This is a genomic window from Pseudomonas sp. B2M1-30, from assembly GCF_025447575.1.
In the GTDB taxonomy this organism is placed as follows: Bacteria; Pseudomonadota; Gammaproteobacteria; order Pseudomonadales; family Pseudomonadaceae; genus Aquipseudomonas; species Aquipseudomonas botevensis.
The window spans coordinates 540,611-563,564 of the sequence record NZ_JAOEJT010000001.1 but is presented as its reverse complement, the minus strand read 5'-3'; the positions used below and the strand labels follow the sequence as shown (position 1 = coordinate 563,564).

At 61.5% G+C, this 22,954-nt stretch carries 20 protein-coding genes; 14 read left to right on the top strand and 6 right to left on the bottom strand.

From position 1 onward, the window contains the following. The first annotated feature begins 202 nt into the window (after positions 1-202). Positions 203-622, top strand: a complete 420-nt coding sequence (locus N8H74_RS02610) for a hypothetical protein (protein WP_262146075.1) — start codon at positions 203-205, stop codon at positions 620-622. A gap of 55 nt (positions 623-677) precedes the next feature. Here the strand turns inward: N8H74_RS02610 and N8H74_RS02605 are convergent, their stop codons facing one another. From N8H74_RS02605 to aspA, 3 genes are all read right to left on the bottom strand, one after another. Next, positions 678-1,682 (bottom strand): asparaginase, encoded by a 1,005-nt coding sequence (locus N8H74_RS02605; protein ID WP_217829165.1) that lies wholly within the window; start codon positions 1,680-1,682, stop codon positions 678-680. 167 nt (positions 1,683-1,849) lie between these two features. Beyond that, entirely contained in the window at positions 1,850-3,295 is a 1,446-nt protein-coding gene (locus N8H74_RS02600) for an alanine/glycine:cation symporter family protein (RefSeq protein ID WP_262146074.1), read from the bottom strand. 446 nt (positions 3,296-3,741) lie between these two features. After that, positions 3,742-5,166, bottom strand: coding sequence for an aspartate ammonia-lyase (aspA, locus tag N8H74_RS02595; protein ID WP_217829167.1), 1,425 nt, complete (start codon positions 5,164-5,166; stop codon positions 3,742-3,744). A 178-nt stretch (positions 5,167-5,344) separates the two neighbouring features. On the opposite strand from aspA, the gene N8H74_RS02590 reads away from it, so the two are divergent. The 5 genes from N8H74_RS02590 (at position 5,345) to N8H74_RS02570 (ending at position 9,061) form a co-directional block, all read left to right on the top strand. Then, positions 5,345-6,253, top strand: a complete 909-nt coding sequence (locus tag N8H74_RS02590; RefSeq protein WP_217829168.1) for a LysR substrate-binding domain-containing protein — start codon at positions 5,345-5,347, stop codon at positions 6,251-6,253. A 229-nt stretch (positions 6,254-6,482) separates the two neighbouring features. Continuing rightward, a complete protein-coding gene (purE, locus tag N8H74_RS02585) occupies positions 6,483-6,974 on the top strand; it encodes a 5-(carboxyamino)imidazole ribonucleotide mutase (RefSeq protein WP_007954291.1) in 492 nt (163 codons plus the stop codon). A gap of 10 nt (positions 6,975-6,984) precedes the next feature. Beyond that, a complete protein-coding gene (locus tag N8H74_RS02580; protein WP_217829169.1) occupies positions 6,985-8,067 on the top strand; it encodes a 5-(carboxyamino)imidazole ribonucleotide synthase in 1,083 nt (360 codons plus the stop codon). A 111-nt stretch (positions 8,068-8,178) separates the two neighbouring features. Beyond that, positions 8,179-8,424, top strand: a complete 246-nt coding sequence (locus N8H74_RS02575; protein ID WP_217829170.1) for a GlsB/YeaQ/YmgE family stress response membrane protein — start codon at positions 8,179-8,181, stop codon at positions 8,422-8,424. 100 nt (positions 8,425-8,524) lie between these two features. Further along, positions 8,525-9,061 (top strand): DUF3299 domain-containing protein, encoded by a 537-nt coding sequence (locus tag N8H74_RS02570; protein ID WP_217829171.1) that lies wholly within the window; start codon positions 8,525-8,527, stop codon positions 9,059-9,061. Between the two features lie 126 nt (positions 9,062-9,187). Here N8H74_RS02570 and N8H74_RS02565 read toward each other — a convergent pair whose 3' ends face one another. After that, positions 9,188-10,087, bottom strand: a complete 900-nt coding sequence (locus N8H74_RS02565; RefSeq protein WP_262146071.1) for a D-hexose-6-phosphate mutarotase — start codon at positions 10,085-10,087, stop codon at positions 9,188-9,190. A 58-nt stretch (positions 10,088-10,145) separates the two neighbouring features. After that, entirely contained in the window at positions 10,146-10,550 is a 405-nt protein-coding gene (locus N8H74_RS02560; protein ID WP_003229628.1) for an acyl-CoA thioesterase, read from the bottom strand. Positions 10,551-10,924: 374 nt separating this feature from the next. Here N8H74_RS02560 and N8H74_RS02555 point away from each other — a divergent pair, with 374 nt between their 5' ends. The 8 genes from N8H74_RS02555 (at position 10,925) to N8H74_RS02520 (ending at position 21,536) form a co-directional block, all read left to right on the top strand. After that, on the top strand, positions 10,925-12,223 hold the full coding sequence (locus N8H74_RS02555; RefSeq protein WP_262146070.1) for an MFS transporter: 1,299 nt from the start codon (positions 10,925-10,927) through the stop codon (positions 12,221-12,223). A 188-nt stretch (positions 12,224-12,411) separates the two neighbouring features. After that, positions 12,412-13,413 carry a phosphate ABC transporter substrate-binding protein PstS gene (locus N8H74_RS02550; protein ID WP_016985762.1) on the top strand — a complete coding sequence of 334 codons (1,002 nt, stop codon included), beginning with the start codon at positions 12,412-12,414 and terminating at the stop codon, positions 13,411-13,413. A gap of 424 nt (positions 13,414-13,837) precedes the next feature. Further along, entirely contained in the window at positions 13,838-15,871 is a 2,034-nt protein-coding gene (locus N8H74_RS02545) for an ABC transporter permease subunit (protein ID WP_262146243.1), read from the top strand. A 15-nt stretch (positions 15,872-15,886) separates the two neighbouring features. Continuing rightward, positions 15,887-17,557, top strand: a complete 1,671-nt coding sequence (pstA, locus tag N8H74_RS02540) for a phosphate ABC transporter permease PstA (protein WP_217829174.1) — start codon at positions 15,887-15,889, stop codon at positions 17,555-17,557. Positions 17,558-17,637: 80 nt separating this feature from the next. After that, a complete protein-coding gene (gene pstB, locus N8H74_RS02535; RefSeq protein ID WP_217829175.1) occupies positions 17,638-18,471 on the top strand; it encodes a phosphate ABC transporter ATP-binding protein PstB in 834 nt (277 codons plus the stop codon). 98 nt (positions 18,472-18,569) lie between these two features. After that, positions 18,570-19,331 carry a phosphate signaling complex protein PhoU gene (gene phoU / locus N8H74_RS02530; RefSeq protein WP_186531114.1) on the top strand — a complete coding sequence of 254 codons (762 nt, stop codon included), beginning with the start codon at positions 18,570-18,572 and terminating at the stop codon, positions 19,329-19,331. Positions 19,332-19,497: 166 nt separating this feature from the next. Continuing rightward, positions 19,498-20,457 (top strand): response regulator, encoded by a 960-nt coding sequence (locus tag N8H74_RS02525; RefSeq protein ID WP_262146068.1) that lies wholly within the window; start codon positions 19,498-19,500, stop codon positions 20,455-20,457. 182 nt (positions 20,458-20,639) lie between these two features. Then, entirely contained in the window at positions 20,640-21,536 is an 897-nt protein-coding gene (locus tag N8H74_RS02520) for a M23 family metallopeptidase (protein WP_217829177.1), read from the top strand. A gap of 6 nt (positions 21,537-21,542) precedes the next feature. Here the strand turns inward: N8H74_RS02520 and N8H74_RS02515 are convergent, their stop codons facing one another. Beyond that, on the bottom strand, positions 21,543-22,883 hold the full coding sequence (locus N8H74_RS02515) for a hemolysin family protein (protein WP_262146067.1): 1,341 nt from the start codon (positions 22,881-22,883) through the stop codon (positions 21,543-21,545). Positions 22,884-22,954 lie beyond the last annotated feature (71 nt).

The window sequence follows — 22,954 nt, the reverse complement described above, 5'->3', positions numbered from 1 at the left end:
AGTTCAGGTGTTTGCGCTGTCTACTGTCAGAAGTAACAGGTTTTTCTTGAAATAACGACCGTTTGTCGCGTTGTATCTGGTTCGTCGGAATTCAATTTTATTTTTTGACGGAGCATCCCCGTTAAACTAGTTTGCGAGTGTGCTTGTTAGGTAGTGGGTTGTATATCGGCACGGAGCATAATTAAGAATCAAGGAGAACTTTATGAATGTGGCAAATAAAACCAGCTATTCAAAAGATGTTTTCAGCAGTCTGGCCAGTGCCAGTGGTGAAATCACCGTAGAAGTGAATGGCGTTACAAAGAAAGGTCCGGTTTCCGGCGCTGAAATCCGTCCTGAAGACATTGCGGTTAATTTTGATATGAACCCGGGAGGTCCGCTTAACTCACTGATTGCCGTGCTTGTAAAAAAAGAGGCACTGAATCAGAAAATCCAGTTACCAAGTCCTTTTGTGTATTTTCTATATCAGGATCCTCCGCAAGAGTGGGTGGCGGAGAAGGGGTGGATTCGTGTGGAGTGGGTAGCCGGAAGCAAAAAGGTTCAAGGGTTGTTTGACGGTATTACCAGTGATCGGCCAGAAAGTGCGAAGCTGAATCACGGAAAGTTTGAATTTACGGTCGATTAGCTTTAATTGAACCTTCCTGTACCCAAGTACAGGAAGGTTTCTTACATGGCTGTTTTCAGCTCAGTTCGCCACACAGATCGAGTTCTACCAGCCGGCGTACTTCCTGTGTTTCCAGCCCGGCGCCCAGCAAGCCGTTCAACTTGCCGAACGCTGCCTCGCGGGTCATACCGCCACCGGACAGCACGCCAACCCCACGCAAGCGGCTGCCGGCCTCGTACACATCCAGTTCGACTCCGCCTTCATGGCATTGCGTAACCGCCACGACCACCACGCCCTTGTCCCGCGCGCGACCGAGGCTGGCGAGGAATTGCGGGTTATCGCTCGGGCCGGTGCCGCTGCCGTAGCACTCCAGCACCAGGCCCTGGATGCCGCTGGCGAGCAGGCCATCAATGACTTCGGCGCCGATCCCGGGAAACAGCGGCAGGATCGCGACGTTCGCCAGTTGCTTGGGCTGGTTGTAATTCAGCGCGGCAGGCAGCGAAGTGGCTTTCACGCCGCCGCCCTGACGCTCCAGGCGTTTGAACGGATGGCGGCCGAAGCTGCGGACTTTGGCGCAGCGGGTCGGCGCCAGCAGCTCACCATGGAAGTACAGGTGCACACCCGGTGCCAGGCCCTGTCCGAGGGCAACCAGTGCGCCACTGAGGTTTTCCCAGGCGTCGCTGTCGGTGACACCGGCCGGCAGCATCGAACCGGTGAAGCACACGCGTGCGTGCAAGCCGAGCAACTGAAAGCTCATCGCCGCCGCGCTGTAGGCGAGGGTGTCGGTGCCGTGGAGGATCAGCACGCTGTCGCAACCCTGCACATCCACGGCATCGACCACCGCTTCACGCAGTTGCTGCCAGTAGGCCGGGGTCATGTTGGCGCTGTCGATCAACGGCGACATCTCGCGAAAGCGCCACTGTGGCACCACCAGTTCAGGCTGGCTGTGCAGGTAGTCACGCATCCGTGCTTCGAAACCGGAGGCCGGGGCCAGGCCATTGGCGCTGGCCTGCATGCCGATGGTGCCACCGGTGTAGAGCACCATGACGTGCTGGGCGGCTGGGTAGGTCGAAGGGTTCATGGGATTCTCCGGGAGGATGGGGTCCTGTGGGAGCGGGCTTGCCCGCGAAGGGGCCATCAGAGGCAACATGAATGTCGACTGATCCACCGCTGTCGCGAGCACGCTCGCTCCCACAGTTTTCCGAACTTTAACTGACGGGCGCAGAGGATGCGCCCGTCATTTACCGGTCAGCGTTGCGCTGCCGGTACGCCTTGCGGCTGAGCTTCAGGGTTGGCAGCGGCGGGCGGGTTGGCCGGCCATGCCTGAGGGTCCAGGTCCAGATCGGAAAATTTGCTCGAGTCGAACACGGGCTGGCTGATGCCGGCGCGGCGCTGCTCGTCGTAGTCGCGCATCACGCGCATGCCGACCTTGAACAGCAGGGCCAGGGCCATCAGGTTGACGAAGGCCAGGCAGGTCATGGTGATGTCGGCGAAGGCGAACACGGTCGACAGGTCCTGCATCGAACCCCATACCACCAGCGCCAGCACCAGGCCGCGGAACGTCATCAGCGCGGCGCGGTTGCGGGTGAGGAACTGCAGGCTGTTCTCGCCCAGGTAGTAGTTGTAGAGGATGCACGTGAAGACGAACAGCGACAGCGCGACGCTGACGAACATGCGGCCCCAGTCACCGACCACGGCTGCCAGCGAGTTCTGGGTCAGGACGATGCCGTCACCTTCGAAGCCCGGGGTGTAGAAGCCCGACAGCAGGATCAGCAGCGCGGTGCAGGTGCAGATCACGAAGGTGTCGAGGAACACGCTGAAGGCCTGGACCACGCCTTGGGCACCCGGGTGCTTCACGGCAGCCACGGCGGCGACGTTAGGCGCACTGCCCAGGCCCGCTTCGTTGGCGAACACGCCACGCTTCACGCCCATGACGATGGCGCTGCCGAGCAGGCCGCCGAAGGCCGGGTCAAGGCCGAAGGCGCTCTTGAAGATGGTTTCGAGCATGGCTGGCACGTGTTCGATCTGGGTGCCGATCACGTACAGGGTCACGCCGATGTAGGCCAGGGTCTTGATCGGGACCAGCAGGTCGGACACCGAGGCGATGCGCTTGATGCCGCCGATGAAGGTGATGGCCAGCAGTACCGCCAGGACAATACCGGTGTGTTGTGGATCGAAGGCAAAGGCGTTCTGCAGCGAGTGGGTCACGGTGTAGGACTGCAGGCCGATGAAGGCGAAGCCGTAGGTGACCAGCAGCAGGATCGAGAACACCACCGCCATGCCTTTGAGCTTCAGGCCGTGCTGGATGTAGTAGGCCGGGCCGCCACGGTACAGGCCGTCGCCGTCGGCGCGCTTGTAGACCTGGGCCAGCGTGCATTCAAAGAAGCTGCTGGACATTCCGACCAGTGCGGTTACCCACATCCAGAACACCGCACCCGGCCCACCGAGGGTCACGGCGATACCGACACCGGCGATGTTGCCTGCACCGACGCGGCCGGCAAGGCTGAGCATCAGGGCCTGGAACGAGCTGAGTTGCCCGGCGCTGCCTTTGAGGCTGTCGCGGAACACCGCGAACATGTGGAAGAAGTGGCGCAGTTGAACGAAACGCGAGCGAATCGTGAAGTAGCTACCGAGCCCGACAATGAGCACGATCAGTACTTTCCCTGAGAGGAAGTCGTTAATGACTTCGAGCATGGATTTTTCCTCGCTGTTTTTTGTGTAAGCAATGGCTGGAGTGGAAGAAACATCGTGTTACATCGGTGTGCGCGCGGCACGCCGCTGAGGCGAAGGTTTCGTCCCGGTTCCATATCGCGGGTTTGTTATTAGTTCGGGGTTTCACATGGGTTTGGGCCTCGTTACCGACGACCGCTCATGCGAAGAGGGGCGGCACTATACCTATCAGTGCGGCGCCCGTCTGCACAGTTGTGGTGCAAGCGACGAAACGAGGCTTTGAAGCACCCGACGTTACCGGCGTCGGGTTTGTGCAGGGACTGCTCTCACATGCAGCAATCCCCAGACATACGGTTCTCAGTGTCAGATAGTTAAAAAAAAGGGCCTGGGGAATCATCCCCAAGCCCTCAAAAGGTGAGAGGTGTCTAGTCCCTCGACCTGGTGAGCGGTGCTGCAAATAACGCGTCGGCTCAGGCTTTGAGCGGAACCAGACGCGGAGCGATCATGTTTTCCGGGCGCAGGATGTCGGCGAGCATGGCTTCGTCGAGCAGGCCTTCTTCGCGCACCAGTTCCAGCACGCCACGGCCGGTTTCCAGCGCGATACGGGCGATGCGGGTGGCGTTTTTGTAGCCGATGTACGGGTTCAGTGCGGTGACCAGGCCGATCGAGTGCTCGACCAGTTCACGGCAGCGTGCTTCGTTGGCGGTGATGCCGACGATGCAGTGCTCGCGCAGCATGTCCATGGCGCGTTGCAGCAGGCGGATCGAGTCGAGGATCTTGAATGCGATCAGCGGCTCCATCACGTTCAGTTGCAGTTGGCCGCCTTCGGCCGCCATGGTCAGCGCCAGGTCGTTACCGATGACCTGGAAGGCCACCTGGTTAACGGCTTCCGGAATCACCGGGTTGACCTTGCCGGGCATGATCGAGCTGCCTGGCTGACGGGCCGGCAGGTTGATTTCGTTGATACCGGTGCGTGGGCCGCTGGACAGCAGGCGCAGGTCGTTGCAGATCTTCGACAGCTTGACCGCGGTGCGTTTGAGCATGCCGGAGAACAGCACGAAGGCGCCCATGTCGGAGGTCGCTTCGATCAGGTCGGCAGCCGGAACCAGCGGCTGGCCGCTGATCAGCGCCAGGCGTTTTACCGCCAGCGCCTGATAGCGTGGGTCGGCGTTGATGCCGGTGCCGATCGCGGTGCCGCCCAGGTTCACTTCAGTCAGCACTTCCGGAGCCAGCGTCTTCAGACGGGCCAGGTCTTCGCTCATGGTGGTGGCGAAAGCACGGAACTCTTGACCCAGGGTCATCGGTACGGCGTCTTGCAGTTGGGTACGGCCCATCTTCAGGACGTGGTTGAATTCTTCACCCTTGGCCGCGAACGCCTGAATCAGGCTGTCGAGGCTGGCCAGCAGCGCGTCGTGACCCAGCAGCAGACCCAGGCGGATCGCGGTTGGATAGGCGTCGTTGGTCGACTGCGCCATGTTCACGTCGTCGTTCGGGTGCAGGTACTGGTACTCGCCCTTCTGGTGACCCATGGCCTCCAGCGCGATGTTGGCGATGACTTCGTTGGCATTCATGTTGGTCGAAGTGCCAGCGCCGCCTTGAATCATGTCCACCACGAACTCTTCGTGGAAATCACCGCGGATCAATCGTGCGCAGGCTTCGCTGATGGCAGCGTGCTTGGCTTCGCTCAGATGGCCCAGTTCACGGTTGGCGTCTGCAGCGGCCTGTTTGACCATGGCCAGACCGACAACCAGTTTCGGGTAATGCGAAATCGGAACACCGGAGAGGCGGAAGTTGTTCACCGCTCGCAGGGTCTGGATGCCGTAATACGCTTGAGCCGGTACTTCGAGGGCGCCAAGCAGATCGTTTTCTGTGCGGAAAGATGCAGCGGAGGACATGATAGAAATCATCTCGATATGGACCCGGTCTGTGCCGGAACGCTGCGAATGCTAGGCTTGTGGGAAATTTTGGGCCAATGCTGTTAAGCACTGACCTATGCACATTCGGCATAATGCCCGTGTGACGCCGCTTGCGCGGCAGACGTGTGACCTATTTTGGTGCGCCCCGGAGGGTGTGATGAATCTGGAAAGCAAATGGCTCGAGGACTTCAGTGCTCTGGCCGCCACCCGCAGCTTCTCGCAGGCGGCCGAACGGCGCTTCGTGACGCAGCCGGCCTTCAGCCGGCGGATCCGCAGCCTGGAGGCGGCGCTGGGGCTGACGCTGGTCAACCGCTCGCGCACGCCGGTCGAGCTGACGGCGGCGGGGCAACTGTTTCTGGTGACCGCCCGTACCGTGGTCGAACAGCTCGGCGAAGTGCTGCGCCATCTGCATCATCTGGAAGGCGGGCAGGGCGAAGTGATTCAAGTGGCGGCGGCGCACTCGCTGGCGCTGGGCTTCTTTCCGCGCTGGATCGCGCAGTTGCGCAACGAAGGCCTGAACATCGCCACGCGGCTGGTGGCGACCAACGTTGGCGATGCCGTACACGCCTTGCGCGAGGGTGGTTGCGATCTGATGCTGGCGTTCTACGACCCGGACGCGGCGATGCAAATGGACCCGGAAATCTTTCCTTCGCTGCATCTGGGGCAGACCGAAATGCTTCCGGTGTGCGCGGCGGATGCCAATGGCAAGCCGTTGTTCGATCTGGAAGGCGAGGCCAGCGTGCCGCTGCTGGCCTACAGCGCCGGGGCGTTTCTCGGGCGTTCGGTCAATGGTTTGTTGCGTCAGCGCGCGCTGCGTTTCACCACGATCTATGAAACCGCTATGGCCGACAGCCTGAAAAGCATGGCCCTGGAAGGCCTCGGCATCGCCTGGGTGCCGCAATTGAGCGTGCGGGCCGAGCTGGCCCGTGGCGAACTGGTGGTCTGCGGCGGTCCGCAATGGCATGTGCCGCTGGAGATCCGCCTGTACCGCTGCGCCCTGGTGCGCAAAGCCAACGTGCGGTTGCTGTGGCGCAAACTGGAGGGCGGTGCTGCACAAGGCGCTTGAATTGCGCGGATTCGTGGTCCCTCGGCGCTGACCTTGAGGTCAATAAAACCGGGCCTTTCGCTCATTTGACAGATGGTCGCATCGGGGGCTGTTTATTGCTTTCTTTGCGGTATACTGCGCGGCCTTCGGCCGGTTCGTCCGGCCATTTTTCCTACAACAAGCCACGCAATTCTGCGTGGCTTGTTGTTTTTGACGCGCCTGCGGGCGCCCAGAGAGAAGAGGCGCGACGATGAGTGCACTGGTTGGCGTGATCATGGGCTCCAAGTCCGATTGGTCCACCCTTAGCCACACCGCCGATATGCTGGAAAAGCTCGGCATCCCGTACGAGGTCAAGGTGGTTTCTGCCCACCGTACCCCGGATCTGCTGTTCCAGTACGCCGAAGAGGCTGAAGGTCGCGGCATCGAGGTGATCATCGCCGGTGCCGGTGGCGCAGCCCACCTGCCAGGCATGTGTGCGGCCAAGACCCACCTGCCGGTGCTGGGCGTGCCGGTGCAGTCGGCGATGCTCTCGGGCGTCGACTCGCTGCTGTCGATCGTGCAGATGCCGGCCGGTATTCCGGTCGCCACCCTGGCCATCGGCAAGGCGGGCGCGATCAACGCCGCCCTGCTCTCGGCGAGCATCCTGGGCGCCAAGCATCCGCAATTCCACGCGGTACTGAAAACCTTCCGTGCCGAGCAGACAGACAGCGTCCTGGACAATCCAGACCCACGTATTGCCTGAGGTTGTTGAGATGAAGATCGGTGTAATCGGTGGCGGCCAGTTGGGTCGCATGTTGGCCCTGGCGGGCACCCCGCTGGGCATGAACTTCGCTTTCCTCGATCCAGCGCCGGACGCCTGCGCGGCGGCGCTGGGCGAACACCTGCGGGCCGATTACGGCGATCAGGATCACCTGCGTCAGCTCGCCGATGAAGTCGATCTGGTGACCTTCGAGTTCGAAAGCGTCCCGGCCGAGACCGTGGCGTTCCTGTCGCAATTCGTGCCGGTCTACCCGAGCGCCGAAGCCCTGCGCATCGCCCGTGACCGCTGGTTCGAAAAGAGCATGTTCAAGGACCTGGGGATTCCGACCCCGGCGTTCGCCGACATCCAGTCGCAAGCCGACCTGGACGCCGCCGTGGCTGCCATCGGTCTGCCTGCCGTGCTGAAAACCCGCACCCTCGGTTACGACGGCAAGGGCCAGAAAGTCCTGCGCAAGCCGGAAGACGTGGTCGGCACCTTCGCCGAACTGGGCAGCGTGCCTTGCCTGCTGGAAGGTTTCGTGCCGTTCACCGGCGAAGTGTCGCTGATCGCCGTGCGTGCCCGCGACGGTGAAACGAAGTTCTACCCGCTGGTCCACAACACCCACGACAGCGGCATTCTCAAGCTGTCGGTCGCCAGCTCCGATCACCCGTTGCAGGCCCTGGCCGAAGATTACTCCAGCCGCGTGCTCAAGCAACTGGACTACGTTGGCGTGATGGCGTTCGAGTTCTTTGAAGTCGACGGAGGCCTCAAGGCCAACGAAATCGCTCCGCGCGTCCACAACTCCGGGCACTGGACCACCGAAGGCGCCGAGTGCAGCCAGTTCGAAAACCACCTGCGGGCCGTCGCCGGTCTGCCGCTGGGTTCGACGGCCAAGGTCGGCGAAAGCGCGATGCTCAATTTCATCGGTGTGGTTCCGCCGGTTGAAAAGGTCATCGCCATCGCCGATTGCCATCTGCACCACTACGGCAAAGCCTTCAAGGCCGGACGCAAGGTCGGCCACGCCAACCTGCGCTGCGCCGACAAGGCGACGCTGGAGCAGCAGATCCTCAAGGTCGAAGCGCTGATCGCCGAGTAACTTACCTTTCATGTGGCAACGGTGGAACCAATAGGGACCGGCGTTCTCTGATGGCAGGATGCCAAAGTCTGACTAGGCTTTGGCATATCGACCAATTCAGAGGGAAATGCCATGGGAATTATCGGAACCATCTTTATCGGCTTGATCGTCGGCCTGCTGGCGCGGTTCCTGAAACCGGGCGATGACAGCATGGGCTGGATCATGACCATCCTGCTCGGTATCGGCGGTTCGCTGGCGGCCACTTACGGCGGCCAGGCCCTGGGCATTTATCAGGCGGGTCAGGGCGCAGGCTTCTTCGGCGCGCTGGTCGGTGCGATTGTGCTGCTGGTGATCTACGGCCTGATCAAAAAGAACTGATTCAAGCGACATGGCCCTCTGCGCCAAAGCGGCGCGGAGGGCTAGAATGCTCGGCGATTCACCTTCCTTCCTTTTCCGAGCATCTTTACCGAGCACTTTCATGCGCCGTCTTTTATTGACTCTCCTTTTGCTGGGCAGCGGTCTGGCCCACGCCGGCGAACTGCCGGAAACCGACTGGCTGGAACTGATGCCCAAGTCGGATCAGAAAGCCCTCGAGGCCATGCCTGAGATCGACCACAACTCACCCGAGGCCACCGGCACCTTCACCCAGAAGGGGGGGATGAAACAGGCCAAGGGACTGCCGGCGGTGATGTATTCGACCAAGACCGTGGCGTCGATGAACGACAAGCACATCCGCATCGGCGGGTATCCGGTGCCGCTGGAGTCCGATGCCAAGGGCCGCAGCACGCTGTTCTTCCTGGTTCCCTACCCGGGCGCGTGCATCCACGTACCGCCACCGCCGCCGAACCAACTGGTGCTGGTGCGCTATCCCAAGGGCCTGAAACTGAACGACATCTACACGCCGCTGTGGGTGACCGGCACGCTGAAGATCGAAAAGGTCAGCAATGACCTGGCCGATGCGGCGTATGCGCTGGAGGCGGACAAAGTGCGGGTGGTGCAGGAGTCGGATCTCTAACCAGCACTCAAAAAAATTGTGGGAGCGGGCTTACTCGCGAAAACGGTGTATCAGTCGCTGGATTGGTTGACTGAGACGCCTTCTTCGCGAGCAAGCCCGCTCCCACATTTCGTTTTGTGCTGTGGCTTAGAGCGGCTTGCTGCCGATGCTGACGCCCATGGTGTGGCTGGCGTTCGGAGCCAGATTCACCACGTCATCCATCACGTTCGCCGTCTCGATGCACAGCATGCGTTGCCAGCCGTCGTTGTCCATGTCGCTGAACGCGGCGGCGCGGTCGATCCATGGATTCCAGATCACCGCCGTGCGCGAGCCGGTGGCGGTCAGCACGATCTGCCGTTCCCACGCCGGGTCGACGATGCTTAGCTGCGGTGGCGCATTGAGGTAGATGCGGTCGGTTTCGCCGGCAAAATGCAGATCGCCTTTCTGGGTGACGGTTTTCCAGTCGTCCAGGGTTTCGATGTAGTTCAAGCCATCCACCCCGGCGACCCGCACGTTACGCACGTCGCTGACGGCGAAATAGGTGTGCAGCGCCTGGCTGATGCTGACGCTGTCGGCGCCACGGTTGTGGCTGGTCAGGCTCAGGTGCAGTTGCTCGTCGAGGCGCAGGGTCAGGGTCAGGTCCACCTGATGCGGCCAGCCCGGCAGGCCGCCTTCGGGGCAGGGCAGCGTGAACTCGACCTTCAGGCCGTTGCCTTCGGCTTCGATGCCGCCCAGCTCCCAATCCATTGCCCGCACCAGACCGTGGGCGGGCGCCGGTTCCGCGCTGACGCGCATGGCCTTCACGCTTTGCGGGTTACGCTCGAAGTTGCCGAACCACGGCCAGCACACCGGCACGCCGGCACGGATGCTCTTGCCGGTCTTGAACACCGCCTTGTCGTTCAGCCAGATCACTGGCGGCTGGCCGTCGATCTGATAGCTGAGGACATGCGCGCCTTGTTGGGCCACCAGTACTTCGGCCTGACCGTGGCGAATGCGCCAGCAGTTCAGTTCATCCAGTTTCACGGCTTCAACATTGGGCGTGTTCATGGGGCGGCTCTCGATCAGAAACTTGGGACGACTATCGACCGCAGAACGGCCGCGAGGTTTAACGCGCGCGAGGCGGAACCGAACGGGTGCGTCCGCTGCCGTCGATGGCCACGAACACGAAGACCGCTTCGGTCACTTTACGCCACTCGCTGGACAGCGGATCGTCGCTCCATACTTCGACCATCATCTGGATCGAGCTGCGGCCGATTTCCAGGGTCTGGGTATAAAAGGACAATTGCGCGCCGACGGCCACCGGCACCAGGAAGGCCATGCGATCGATGGCGACAGTCGCCACACGGCCACCGGCTACTCGGCTCGCCATCGCGGTGCCGGCCAGATCCATCTGCGCCACCAGCCAGCCGCCGAAAATATCGCCAAAGCCGTTGGTTTCGCGGGGGAGTGCGGTGATTTGCAGGGCCAGGTCGCCTTGCGGGATTGGATCTTCTTGTTCGAGCTCTATCATGCCGGGGGTGCCTCTGACCCGTGACTCTTCGTTGGTATTGCTGGTGGTAGCCGTCTTCGGGAAAAACGATTCAGCACCGAACATACACGTTCGTCACGTTTTCCATCAGGCGTCTAAAGGGAAACTCTGCGAAACCGACTGCCTCCGGACCGGGAGCGACCAGCAACGTTTTCGCACAGCAACCCCTGTAAACCGGAGCAAGGTTGCGAGTATATCGGTCGGTAGACTCCGCGACGACCGTCCGGTTCTCATTTCAACCGTCAAATACGCGCCTCTATGTGCTTTTTCGAACAATTTGCTATGGTGCCGAACCTGTCCGCGCCACAGCCAGCGTTGTTGTGGCGGCAGATCCGACTATAAGAGAAGACCTTGCCATGACCACAGCGCCATCGAGCCTCGCGCAGCCCGAGCAACCCGCACGCCCCTTGACCCGCAATGATTACAAGACTCTGTCGCTATCGGCCCTGGGCGGCGCGCTGGAGTTCTACGATTTCATCATTTTCGTGTTCTTTGCCACCGTGGTCGGCAAACTGTTCTTCCCGGCGGACATGCCCGAGTGGCTGCGCCTGATGCAGACCTTCGGCATCTTCGCCGCCGGTTACCTCGCGCGGCCGCTGGGCGGCATCATCATGGCGCACTTCGGCGACCTGCTGGGCCGCAAGAAGATGTTCACCCTGAGCATCTTCATGATGGCCGTGCCGACCCTGATCATGGGTCTGCTGCCGACCTACGCGCAGATCGGCATGTGGGCGCCGATCCTTCTGCTGCTGATGCGGGTGATCCAGGGCGCGGCGATCGGCGGCGAGGTGCCGGGGGCCTGGGTCTTCGTTTCCGAACACGTCCCGCAGAAGCACATCGGCTACGCCTGCGGCACGCTGACCAGTGGCCTGACCGCCGGCATCCTGCTCGGCTCGCTGGTCGCTACGGCGATCAACAGCATCTATACGCCGGTGGAAGTCTCGGATTACGCCTGGCGGATCCCGTTCCTGCTCGGCGGTGTATTCGGCCTGTTCTCGGTCTACCTGCGCCGCTGGCTGCACGAAACGCCGGTGTTCGCCGAACTGCAACAACGCAAGGCGCTGGCCGAAGAAGTGCCGCTGCGTGCAGTGCTGCGTGATCATCGCGGGGCGATCGCCATTTCGATGCTGCTGACCTGGCTGCTGTCCGCCGCCATCGTCGTGCTGATCCTGATGACCCCGACCGTGCTGCAAACGGTCTATCACTTCTCGCCGACTACCTCGCTGCAAGCCAACAGCCTGGCGATCGTGTTCCTGAGCTTCGGCTGCGTCATCGCCGGTGCATTGGCTGACCGCTACGGTGCCGGTCGGGTCTTCGTGTTCGGCTGCACGGGCCTGCTGGCCTGCTCCTGGACCTTCTATCACAGCCTGGCGGATCACCCGGACTGGCTGTTCCCGCTGTACGCGCTGACCGGCCTGCTGGTCGGCACCATCGGCGCGGTGCCGTATGTGATGGTCAAGGCATTTCCGCCGGTGGTGCGCTTCAGCGGCCTGTCGTTCTCCTACAACGTCGCCTACGCAATCTTCGGCGGCCTGACCCCCATGGTGGTCAGCCTGCTGCTTAAAGAAAGCGCGATGGGGCCTGCCTACTATGTGGCGGTGCTGTGCGGGATGGGGATTGTGGTGGGGGCGTGGCTCTGGAAGAAGGGGCGCTAAATCACTGGCCTGTGGGAGCCGGTCAGCTCCCACAGGGTTTCCTGTCTTGTCCGGCCTATCGACGAATCATTCTGTAAAACCTCGATACTGGCCTTTCATCCAATTGTCATATTTCAGCCATAGAGTGTTCACACGGCCTGCTGATACTTGGCCCCGACTTAACACACCCTATCTGCTAGGAGTAAGGCATGAAACTGAAGCGTTTGATGGCGGCAATGACTTTTGTCGCTGCTGGCGTTGCGACTGCCAACGCGGTTGCCGCTGTTGACCCTGCTATCCCGAGCTACACCAAGACCACTGGTGTGTCGGGCAACCTGTCCAGCGTCGGTTCCGATACCCTGGCCAACCTCATGACCCTCTGGGCTGAGAACTACAAAAAAGAATACCCGAACGTAAACATCCAGATTCAGGCCGCTGGCTCCGCCACCGCGCCACCTGCGCTGACCGAGGGCACCTCCAACCTCGGCCCGATGAGCCGCAAGATGAAGGACACCGAACTGGCTGCCTTCGAGCAGAAGTACGGCTACAAGCCAACCGCTATCCCGGTTGCCGTGGACGCCCTGGCAGTATTCGTACACAAGGACAACCCGATCCAGCACCTGACCATGGAACAGGTTGACGCGATCTTCTCGTCCACCCGTCTGTGCGGCGCCAAGGCCGACGTGAAAACCTGGGGCGACCTGGGCGTGACCGGCGACCTGGCCAACAAGCCGGTGCAACTGTTCGGTCGTAACTCGGTATCCGGCACCTACGGCTACTTCAAGGAAGAAGCCCTGTGCAAAGGCGACTACAAGCCTAACGTCAACGAACAACCAGGTTCGGCTTCGGTCGTGCAGTCGATCAGCTCCTCGCTGAACGGCATCGGTTACTCGGGCATCGGCTACAAGACCGCCAGCGTGAAAACCGTTGCTCTGTCGAAGAAAGGCAGCACCGAGTTCATCGAAGACTCGGAAGAGAACGCCCTGAACGGCAAGTACCCGCTGTCCCGCTTCCTGTACGTATACGTCAACAAAGCCCCGAACAAGCCTCTGGCCCCGCTGGAAGCCGAGTTCGTGAAACTGGTTCTGTCCAAACAGGGCCAGGAAGTTGTGGTGAAAGACGGCTACATCCCACTGCCAGCCAAGGTCGCTGCCAAAGCACTGGCTGACCTGGGTCTGCAGGAAGGCGGCGCTGAAGTCGCAAAAAAGTAACAAACTGAGTCAGGGGTGAACCCCGCCTGACTCACGTGTGGGGCCCGGCCCGCAAGCGGCCCGGCCCCCACACTCCCCGAATTCTTTTATCCACTGCCAGTGCCCTGCTGGCGGCGGATTTGGTGCGTCACTGCATTGTCATCTTTCTGTCATACAGGATCGCTAGGGTGTGCGCATGAATGATCTGGCCAATTCCAAAATGACTACGAACCCTCCCAAGCGCATTGACTTCAATACGCCTGAGTTGCAACGCAAGCGCCGCATTCGTGCGCTCAAGGATCGCTTCACCCGTTGGTACGTCCTCGTTGGCGGCCTGGCGGTGCTGGCGGCCATCACCCTGATCTTCTTCTTTCTCGCCTACGTGGTCGCGCCGCTGTTCAAGGGTGCCGAGCTGACGGCCAACGACGCCATTACTCCGGCCTGGATGCAGGATGCCGGCAAGCCGCTGATGATTTCGCTCGAAGAGCAGAATCAGGTGGCCATGCGCGTTTCCGACAAGGGCCAGGCGCTGTTCTTCGAGATCGACAGTGGCGCCGAACTCAAGCGCGTCGATCTGCCGGTCCCGGCCGGCGTCACCGTGACGTCCATCGGTGAAGACCAGCCAGGTCATCCGCTGGTGGCCGTGGGTCTGTCCAACGGTCAGGCGCTGGTGTTCCGTCACACCTATAAAGTCAGCTACCCGGAAGGCAAGAAAACCATCACCCCGGCCATCGAGTTCCCGTACGGCGAAACGCCGATCGCGCTGAACGAGAGCGGCGGGGCGCTGGAGCACGTCAGCCTCAACGCCACCGATTCGACCCTGATGCTGGTCGGCGCCACCGGTTCGCAACTCAATGTGCTGTCGCTGACCAGCGAAGAAAACATGATGACCGGCGAAGTCACCAACGAGCAGAAGCGCATCGATCTGCCGCAAATGACCGAACCGGTGAAAAACATCTTTGTCGACCCGCGTCAGCAGTGGCTGTATGTGGTCAACGGTCGTGCCCAGGCCGACGTGTTCAACCTGCGCGACAAGAGCCTCAACGGTCGCTACAAGCTGCTGGAAAACGCTGACGCCGAAGTCACTGCTTCCACGCAACTGGTGGGCGGTATCTCGCTGATCGTCGGTGACTCCAAGGGTGGTCTGGCCCAATGGTTCATGGCCCGTGACACCGATGGCGAGCTGCGTCTGAAGCAGATCCGTACCTTCCAGATGGGCACCACGCCGATCGTGGAAATTACCGCTGAAGAACGCCGCAAGGGCTTCGTCGCCCTCGATGCGAGCGGTAAGCTCGGCGTGTTCCACAGCACCGCGCATCGCACCTTGCTGGTCGATCAGGTGGTCGAGGGGCAGGGTCTGTTCGGTCTGTCGCCGCGCGCCAACCGTGTGATCGTCGAAGCGGGCGGCAAGCTGCAACCGCTGCTGCTCGACAACCCGCACCCGGAAGTTTCCTGGAGCGCGCTGTGGAGCAAGGTCTGGTACGAGAACTACGACGAGCCTAAATACGTCTGGCAGTCGACGGCGGCCAACACCGACTTCGAACCGAAACTAAGCCTTTCGCCTCTAACCTTCGGCACCCTGAAAGCCGCGTTCTACGCGATGCTGCTGGCGGCGCCACTGGCGGTTGCCGCGGCGATCTACACCGCGTACTTCATGGCCCCCGGCATGCGCCGCAAGGTCAAACCGGTGATCGAGCTGATGGAAGCGATGCCGACGGTGATCCTCGGCTTCTTCGCCGGTCTGTTCCTCGCGCCGTATGTGGAAGGGCATCTGCCGGGCATTTTCAGCCTGCTGATGCTGTTGCCGATCGGCATTCTGGTCGCCGGCTTCACCTTCAGCCGCCTGCCTGAATCGATCCGTCTGAAAGTGCCGGATGGCTGGGAAAGTGCGCTGCTGATTCCGGTGATCCTGTTCGTGGGCTGGCTGTCGCTGTACATGAGTCCGTTCATGGAGAACTGGTTCTTCGGCGGTGACATGCGCATGTGGATCTCCCACGACCTGGGCATCACCTACGACCAGCGCAACGCTCTGGTGGTCGGTCTGGCCATGGGCTTCGCGGTGATCCCGAACATCTACTCGATCGCCGAAGACGCCGTGTTCAGCGTACCGCGCGGCCTGACCCTGGGTTCCCTGGCTCTCGGCGCCACGCCGTGGCAGACCATGACCCGCGTGGTGATCCTGACCGCCAGCCCGGGCATCTTCTCGGCGCTGATGATCGGCATGGGCCGTGCGGTCGGTGAAACGATGATCGTGCTCATGGCGACCGGTAACACCCCGGTCATGGAGATGAACCTGTTCGAAGGCCTGCGCACCCTGGCGGCCAACGTCGCGGTGGAAATGCCCGAGTCGGAAGTCGGCGGCAGCCACTACCGCGTGCTGTTCCTCTCGGCGCTGGTGCTGCTGCTGTTCACCTTCGTCATGAACACCCTCGCGGAACTGATTCGTCAGCGTCTGCGCAAGAAATACTCGTCGCTTTAATAAAGGTAGAAGTCTGTGAAACAGAACTCCCTGAATGGATGGTTCAAGAGCGGCGCCCCGGGCGTCTGGATCAGCGGTGGCGCGGTGTCCATCGCGGTCATCATGACCATTGGCCTGCTGGCGGTGATTGCCGTGCGCGGTCTGGGTCACTTCTGGCCGGCGGATCTGGTGCATGCCAGCTACGACGTACCGGGCCAGGCCAATCACCTGGTCATCGGCGAAGTGGTGCAAAAGGAAGAAGTGCCCCGCGCCCGATTGAAGAGCGCCGGTCTGCCGGTGCCGGATCAAGGCCCGGAATTCATGACGCGCGAGCTGATCAAGGTCGGCAACCGTGACCTGAACGGCAACGACTTCACCTGGATCGTCGGCGAGTGGCTGACCAACCAGAAGACGCCGCCGGAGCTGATGGCGCTGGAGCGTCGCGAGTGGGGCAACTTCTACGGCTACCTGGTCAACGTCAAACAGGACGGCAAGGTGATCGCCGAGGGCGAGGCCGCCTGGCCTGAACTGCAAGCGCGGATCGACCGCGTGAGCAAGCTCGCCGCACAGCTCAAGTCGCTGGAAAAAACCGATATCGGTGCGATCAACGCCGGTCTGGAGCGCATCCGTCTGCACGGTCGCAAACTGGAGCTGGAAGGCAAACTCGACGCCACCGCACAAGCGGACATGGATGCCGAGCGCGCCGAGCTGAACGCCCGTTATCAGGACATCGAAGCGCGTCTGTCCGATCTGCACGCGCAGTTCAACCGTGACGCCCTGACCGCCCGTGACGCCAATGGCAAGGAAATCGAGATCGGCCTGGGCAAAGTGGTTCACGCCTACCAGCCGAACGCCATGGGCACGTTCACCAAGCTTGGTTTCTACTTCAGCAAGGTCTGGGAGTTCCTGTCCGACGACCCGCGTGAAGCGAACACCGAAGGTGGTATCTTCCCGGCGATTTTCGGCACCGTGATGATGACCCTGATCATGGCGATGATCGTCACCCCGTTCGGCGTGCTGGCGGCGGTGTACCTGCGTGAATATGCCAAGCAGAACGCCCTGACCCGGGTGATCCGCATCGCAGTGAACAACCTGGCGGGTGTGCCGGCGATCGTCTACGGCGTGTTTGGCCTGGGCTTCTTCGTCTACGTGCTCGGGGGTTCTCTCGACCGTCTGTTCTTCCCTGAAGCGCTGCCGGCACCGACCTTCGGTACTCCGGGCCTGATGTGGGCTTCGCTGACCCTGGCGCTGCTGGCGGTGCCGGTGGTGATCGTCGCTACCGAGGAAGGTCTGGCGCGGATCCCGCGTACCGTGCGCGAAGGCTCGCTGGCCCTCGGCGCGACCAAGGCTGAAACCCTGTGGAAGATCGTCCTGCCAATGGCCAGCCCGGCGATGATGACCGGCATGATCCTCGCGGTGGCCCGTGCCGCCGGTGAAGTGGCGCCGCTGATGCTGGTGGGTGTGGTGAAGCTGGCGCCGTCGCTGCCGGTGGACGGCAACTACCCGTACCTGCACCTGGATCAGAAGATCATGCACCTGGGCTTCCATATTTATGACGTCGGCTTCCAGAGCCCGAACGTCGAGGCGGCGCGACCGCTGGTGTACGCCACCGCGCTGCTGCTGGTGCTGGTGATCGCAACGCTGAACCTGTCGGCCGTTTATATCCGTAACCATCTGCGCGAGAAGTACAAGGCGCTGGACAGCTGATTACCGCCTCAAGAATTGAAGTGCTGCCGGCCGCTGCCGGCAGCCCACTGAACCGAATTTGTTAGCACAGGGAGCCTCCCATGCAGCACGAAACACATACCCACGGCATCAACATGTCGGCCCTGGGTCGCGACAAGCAGAGCCTGAGCCTCGAGCAGGAAACCGTGGCCATCGAAGTGCCTGGCCTGAGCCTGTTCTACGGCGAGAAACAAGCGCTGTACGACGTCAGCATGAACATCCCGAAACAGCGCGTGACGGCGTTCATCGGCCCGTCCGGCTGCGGCAAGTCCACGCTGCTGCGCACCTTCAACCGCATGAACGATCTGGTTGACGGCTGCCGTGTCGAAGGCGCGATCAACCTGTACGGCAACAACATCTATCGCAAGGGCGAAGACGTTGCCGAACTGCGTCGCCGCGTAGGCATGGTGTTCCAGAAGCCGAACCCGTTCCCGAAAACCATCTACGAAAACGTGGTCTACGGCCTGCGCATCCAGGGCATCAACAAGAAGCGCATTCTCGACGAAGCGGTCGAGTGGGCCTTGAAAGGCGCGGCGCTGTGGGACGAAGTGAAGGATCGCCTGCATGATTCGGCACTAGGCCTGTCCGGCGGCCAGCAGCAGCGTCTGGTGATCGCCCGTACCATCGCCGTCGAGCCGGAAGTCCTGCTGCTCGACGAACCGTGCTCGGCCCTCGACCCGATCTCGACCCTGAAAGTCGAAGAGCTGATCTACGAACTGAAATCCAAGTTCACCATCGTCATCGTGACCCACAACATGCAGCAGGCGGCGCGGGTGTCCGATTACACGGCGTTCATGTACATGGGCAAACTGGTGGAGTTCGGCGACACCGACACGCTGTTCACCAACCCGGCGAAGAAGCAGACCGAAGATTACATCACCGGTCGCTACGGCTAGCAGAGCGCGCGCGGGCCGAGCGGCTCGGGTACGTCAAAAATCAGCTTGCAGCTTGTAGCCTGCGGCTCCTGGTTAAACGCTTTTGCGGAGTGAACACAATGATTTCTAAGGAAGGCCTCACCCACCACATTTCCGCGCAGTTCAACGCCGAACTGGAAGAAGTGCGCAGCCACTTGCTGGCCATGGGCGGGCTGGTCGAGAAGCAGGTCAATGACGCCGTCACCGCGCTGATCGAAGCGGATTCCGGCCTCGCCCAGCAGGTGCGCGAGATCGATGACCAGATCAACCAGATGGAACGCAACATCGACGAAGAATGCCTGCGCATTCTGGCCCGTCGCCAGCCGGCGGCGTCCGACCTGCGTCTGATCATCAGCATCTCCAAGTCGGTGATCGATCTGGAGCGCATCGGTGACGAAGCGACCAAGATCGCCCGTCGCGCGATCCAGCTGTGCGAAGAAGGCGAAGCGCCGCGTGGTTACGTCGAAGTGCGTCACATCGGCGATCAGGTGCGCAACATGGTCCGCGATGCATTGGACGCGTTTGCCCGCTTCGACGCCGACCTGGCGCTGTCGGTGGCGCAGTACGACAAGATCATCGACCGCGAATACAAGACCGCCCTGCGTGAGCTGGCGACCTACATGATGGAAGACCCGCGCTCTATCTCGCGGGTCTTGAGCATCATCTGGGTGCTGCGCTCGCTGGAACGTATCGGCGACCACGCGCGCAATATCTCCGAGCTGGTGATTTACCTGGTGCGCGGCACCGATGTGCGCCACATGGGCCTCAAGCGCATGAAGGAAGAAGTTGAAGGCACAAGCGGTGAAACCGCTAATGTTCCGGGCGAAGCTGACGATAAGTAAGATTGCCCGAGAAAAGCGCCCGGCCCTTTGGCCGGGCGTTTTTTTTACGGCTTTCGAATTCAAAAGCAGCACCCGCGAACGAAAAGTCCCGGCGTGACTGAAGAGTTTTGGCAAAGTGCCATCATTAAAGCGTTATGCTTGCCGGGATTTTTTTTAGGGGTGTTGGATGAGCAAGATCAGTGTGTTGGTCGTGGACGATGCGTCGTTCATTCGTGACCTGGTGAAAAAGTGCCTGCGTAATTACTTCCCGGGGATCCGCACCGAGGACGCCGTCAACGGCAAAAAGGCTCAGGCGATGCTCGCCAAGGAGGCTTTCGACCTGGTTCTGTGCGACTGGGAAATGCCGGAAATGTCCGGTCTGGAACTGCTGACCTGGTGCCGTGAGCAAGACAACCTCAAGACCATGCCGTTCATCATGGTCACCAGCCGTGGCGACAAGGAAAACGTGGTGCAGGCGATTCAGGCCGGCGTTTCCGGCTACGTCAGCAAGCCGTTCACCAACGAGCAGTTGCTGACCAAGGTCAAGCAGGCGCTGAACAAGATCGGCAAGCTCGACACCCTGATGAACAGCGCGCCGACCAAGATGAACTCGGCATTCGGCAACGACTCCCTGAGCGCATTGACCGGCGGCAAGGCTGCCGTGGTCGGTGCTGCGCCGGCTGCGGCTGCGGCCAACCCGTTCGCCAAGCCAGCCGCTGCTGCACCGGCAGCGGCCGCCGCGCCGTCCCGTGGCGGCTTGCTCAACAGCCCTCCGGTCAAGGCCCCGACAGCCTCCGCCGCCCCGGCCAGCGGTCGTGGTCAGGGCCAGTTGCGTCTGCCAAGTGGCAACCAGCAGTGCGTGATCAAGGCCCTGAGCATCAAGGAAGCGCTGCTGGTGGTTAAGCGCGGCGAGACCCTGCCACAGGTACTCGACAGCGCCGTGCTCGACCTGGAGCAGGGCGACAACGCCGAAATCGCCCGCCTCAACGGCTACCTGCATGCCGTCGTCGCCCACGAGCCGAAGCCGGACAGCGAATGGCTGCAACTGACCTTCCGCTTCGTCGACCAGGACGCGCAGAAACTCGACTACATCTCCCGCCTCATCGCTCGCGGCACGGCGCAGAAGCACTTCGTTCCGGGCGCGTGATCGTCGTCGCCTGACAGTCTGCTCCCACATTGAAATGTGTTGCCCTTGTGGGGGCGGGCTTGCCCGCGACGGAAACCACCGTCCATCCCTCGCTGTGCCAATTTTGAAACATCTGTCGACTAGCCTGGTCTGTCTCAGCTGCTAGGCTCTTTTCAGGCCTTCCTTCGACAGAACCTTTGCCCATGCTCGTGCGCCTGCTGTTTTTCTGTGGTCTGGTCATGGCTTCCACCGCGACGGTGGCCATGACCATCTACAAATCCACCGATGCCAATGGAGTGGTCTCGTACAGCGACCGTCCAAGCAAAGGCTCGCAGGTGTTCGTGTTTCAGGACCGGATGGTCGAGCGCCTGGAGCGTCAGGTGTACCTCGACATCAAGAAGCAGAAGGGCGTGGACGTGGTGTTCGTGCGCAACGACCTGTATGCGCCGGTCGAGGTTGCGCTGGCGTTTACCGGGATGAGCAATGTGCGTGGCGCACCGGCCCAAACGATCCGTCGGGTGCTGCCGGCGCGCAGCAAGACGCGGCTGGCGCTGTTGACGGCGGTTTCCGGCGGCAAGCCGCTGGTGTATACGCCGCAGTTCCACTATTCCCTTGGCGACCCGGCTGGCGCGGCTCAGAGCTATCGCTACCCGTTTCCATGGCGTGGCGGGCCGTTCCGGCTGAGTCAGGGCGCTAATGGCGACTACAGCCACTTCGGGCCGAAGAACAAGTACGCAATGGACATCGCGATGCCGGTGGGTACGCCGATCATCGCCGCGCGGGCGGGGGTGGTGGTGAAGACCGAAAACTCGCAGACCGGCCGTGGCAATGACCCCGCCGGCAACTTTGTGCGGGTGCTGCACGACGACGGCACGATGGGCGTGTACCTGCATCTCAAGCAAGGTTCGGTGAGCGTGCGCGAGGGGCAGCGGGTGACGGTGGGCAGCCCGCTGGCGCTGTCCGGCAACACCGGCAACAGCAGCGGCCCGCACCTGCATTTCGTGGTGCAGCGCAATACCGGGCTGGGGCTGGTGTCGATTCCGTATCAGTTCAACCAGCCGCTGGGGGCGTTGCCCAACTTTGCGTTGGGCAAGCAGTAAACCCCGTCAGTCGAGCATCAGCACCTTGGCGAGGATGATCTTCGGGCCTTTCATCTTCTTGATGATGATCCGCAGACCTTCGACTTCCAGCACTTCTTCCTCTTCCGGCACCCGTTTCAGGGTTTCGTAGATCAGGCCGGCGAGGGTTTCGGCTTCGATGTGGTCGAGGTCGATCCCCAGCAGGCGCTCGACCTTGAACAGCGGTGTGTCACCGCGTACCAGCAACTTGCCCGGCTGATACGCGAGAATGCCGCGTTCGGCCTTGCGGTGTTCGTCCTGGATATCGCCGACCAGCACCTCCAGCACGTCTTCCATGGTCAGGTAGCCGATGATGTTGCCGTCGGCCTCCTCGACCACGGCGAAGTGCGAGCCTCCCTTGCGGAACTGCTCCAGCAACTGCGACAGCGGCATGTGCCGCGAGACGCGCTCCAGCGGGCGGGTCAGCTCGGCCAGGTTGAACGACTCGGGAATGTGGTCCAGCGCGGCCAGTTCCAGCAGCAGATCCTTGATGTGCAGCAGGCCGACGAACTCCTGGCGCTCGCTGTCGTACACCGGATAGCGGCTGAACTTGTGGCGACGGAACAGCGCGAGGATTTCCTTGAGCGGTGCGTTGAATTCGAGCGTGATCAGGTCTTCCCGGGAGTTGGCCCAGTCGACCACTTCCAGTTCGCCCATTTCCACCGCCGACGCCAGTACGCGCATGCCTTGATCGCTCGGATCCTGGCCACGGCTGGAGTGCAGGATCAGTTTCAGTTCTTCGCGGCTGTAATGGTGTTCGTGGTGCGGGCCGGGTTCACCCTGGCCGGCAATGCGCAGGATCGCGTTGGCGCTGGCGTTGAGCAGGTAGATCGCCGGGTACATGGCCCAGTAGAACAGGTACAGCGGCACCGCCGTCCACAGCGACAGCAGCTCGGGTTTGCGGATCGCCCAGGATTTCGGGGCGAGTTCGCCGACCACGATGTGCAGGTAGGAAATGATGAAGAACGCGGTGAAGAACGAAATCGCCTTGACCACTTCGGCCGACTCGACCCCGACCGCGCTCAGTACAGGTTCCAGAAGGTGCGCGAACGCCGGTTCGCCGACCCAGCCCAGGCCGAGCGAGGCGAGGGTGATGCCGAGCTGGCACGCCGAGAGGTACGCATCGAGCTGACTGTGTACGGTGCGCAGGATATGCCCGCGCCAGCCGTGTTGTTCAGCGATGGCCTCGACCCGGGTCGAGCGCAGTTTGACCATGGCGAATTCCGCCGCAACGAAGAAGCCGTTGAGCAAAACCAGGATCAGAGCGAAAAGAATCATGCCGAAATCGGCGAAAATCGTAGCGAGGGACAAGCCAGGGGAAGGGTCCATGATGGAGTTTTGCGGGTTCCGTGTGATTCGAAAAAGAGATAAATCCGCACCTGAAAGGCAGGCGCAAGTCA

Bases quoted from the DNA above. Each gene is read 5' to 3' on its own strand.
- N8H74_RS02610 (WP_262146075.1), top strand. From the start codon at position 203: ATGAATGTGGCAAATAAAACCAGCTATTCAAAAGATGTTTTCAGCAGT.
- N8H74_RS02605 (WP_217829165.1), bottom strand. From the start codon at position 1,682: ATGAACCCTTCGACCTACCCAGCCGCCCAGCACGTCATGGTGCTCTAC.
- N8H74_RS02600 (WP_262146074.1), bottom strand. From the start codon at position 3,295: ATGCTCGAAGTCATTAACGACTTCCTCTCAGGGAAAGTACTGATCGTG.
- aspA (WP_217829167.1), bottom strand. From the start codon at position 5,166: ATGTCCTCCGCTGCATCTTTCCGCACAGAAAACGATCTGCTTGGCGCC.
- N8H74_RS02590 (WP_217829168.1), top strand. From the start codon at position 5,345: ATGAATCTGGAAAGCAAATGGCTCGAGGACTTCAGTGCTCTGGCCGCC.
- purE (WP_007954291.1), top strand. From the start codon at position 6,483: ATGAGTGCACTGGTTGGCGTGATCATGGGCTCCAAGTCCGATTGGTCC.
- N8H74_RS02580 (WP_217829169.1), top strand. From the start codon at position 6,985: ATGAAGATCGGTGTAATCGGTGGCGGCCAGTTGGGTCGCATGTTGGCC.
- N8H74_RS02575 (WP_217829170.1), top strand. From the start codon at position 8,179: ATGGGAATTATCGGAACCATCTTTATCGGCTTGATCGTCGGCCTGCTG.
- N8H74_RS02570 (WP_217829171.1), top strand. From the start codon at position 8,525: ATGCGCCGTCTTTTATTGACTCTCCTTTTGCTGGGCAGCGGTCTGGCC.
- N8H74_RS02565 (WP_262146071.1), bottom strand. From the start codon at position 10,087: ATGAACACGCCCAATGTTGAAGCCGTGAAACTGGATGAACTGAACTGC.
- N8H74_RS02560 (WP_003229628.1), bottom strand. From the start codon at position 10,550: ATGATAGAGCTCGAACAAGAAGATCCAATCCCGCAAGGCGACCTGGCC.
- N8H74_RS02555 (WP_262146070.1), top strand. From the start codon at position 10,925: ATGACCACAGCGCCATCGAGCCTCGCGCAGCCCGAGCAACCCGCACGC.
- N8H74_RS02550 (WP_016985762.1), top strand. From the start codon at position 12,412: ATGAAACTGAAGCGTTTGATGGCGGCAATGACTTTTGTCGCTGCTGGC.
- N8H74_RS02545 (WP_262146243.1), top strand. From the start codon at position 13,838: ATGCAGGATGCCGGCAAGCCGCTGATGATTTCGCTCGAAGAGCAGAAT.
- pstB (WP_217829175.1), top strand. From the start codon at position 17,638: ATGCAGCACGAAACACATACCCACGGCATCAACATGTCGGCCCTGGGT.
- phoU (WP_186531114.1), top strand. From the start codon at position 18,570: ATGATTTCTAAGGAAGGCCTCACCCACCACATTTCCGCGCAGTTCAAC.
- N8H74_RS02525 (WP_262146068.1), top strand. From the start codon at position 19,498: ATGAGCAAGATCAGTGTGTTGGTCGTGGACGATGCGTCGTTCATTCGT.
- N8H74_RS02520 (WP_217829177.1), top strand. From the start codon at position 20,640: ATGCTCGTGCGCCTGCTGTTTTTCTGTGGTCTGGTCATGGCTTCCACC.
- N8H74_RS02515 (WP_262146067.1), bottom strand. From the start codon at position 22,883: ATGGACCCTTCCCCTGGCTTGTCCCTCGCTACGATTTTCGCCGATTTC.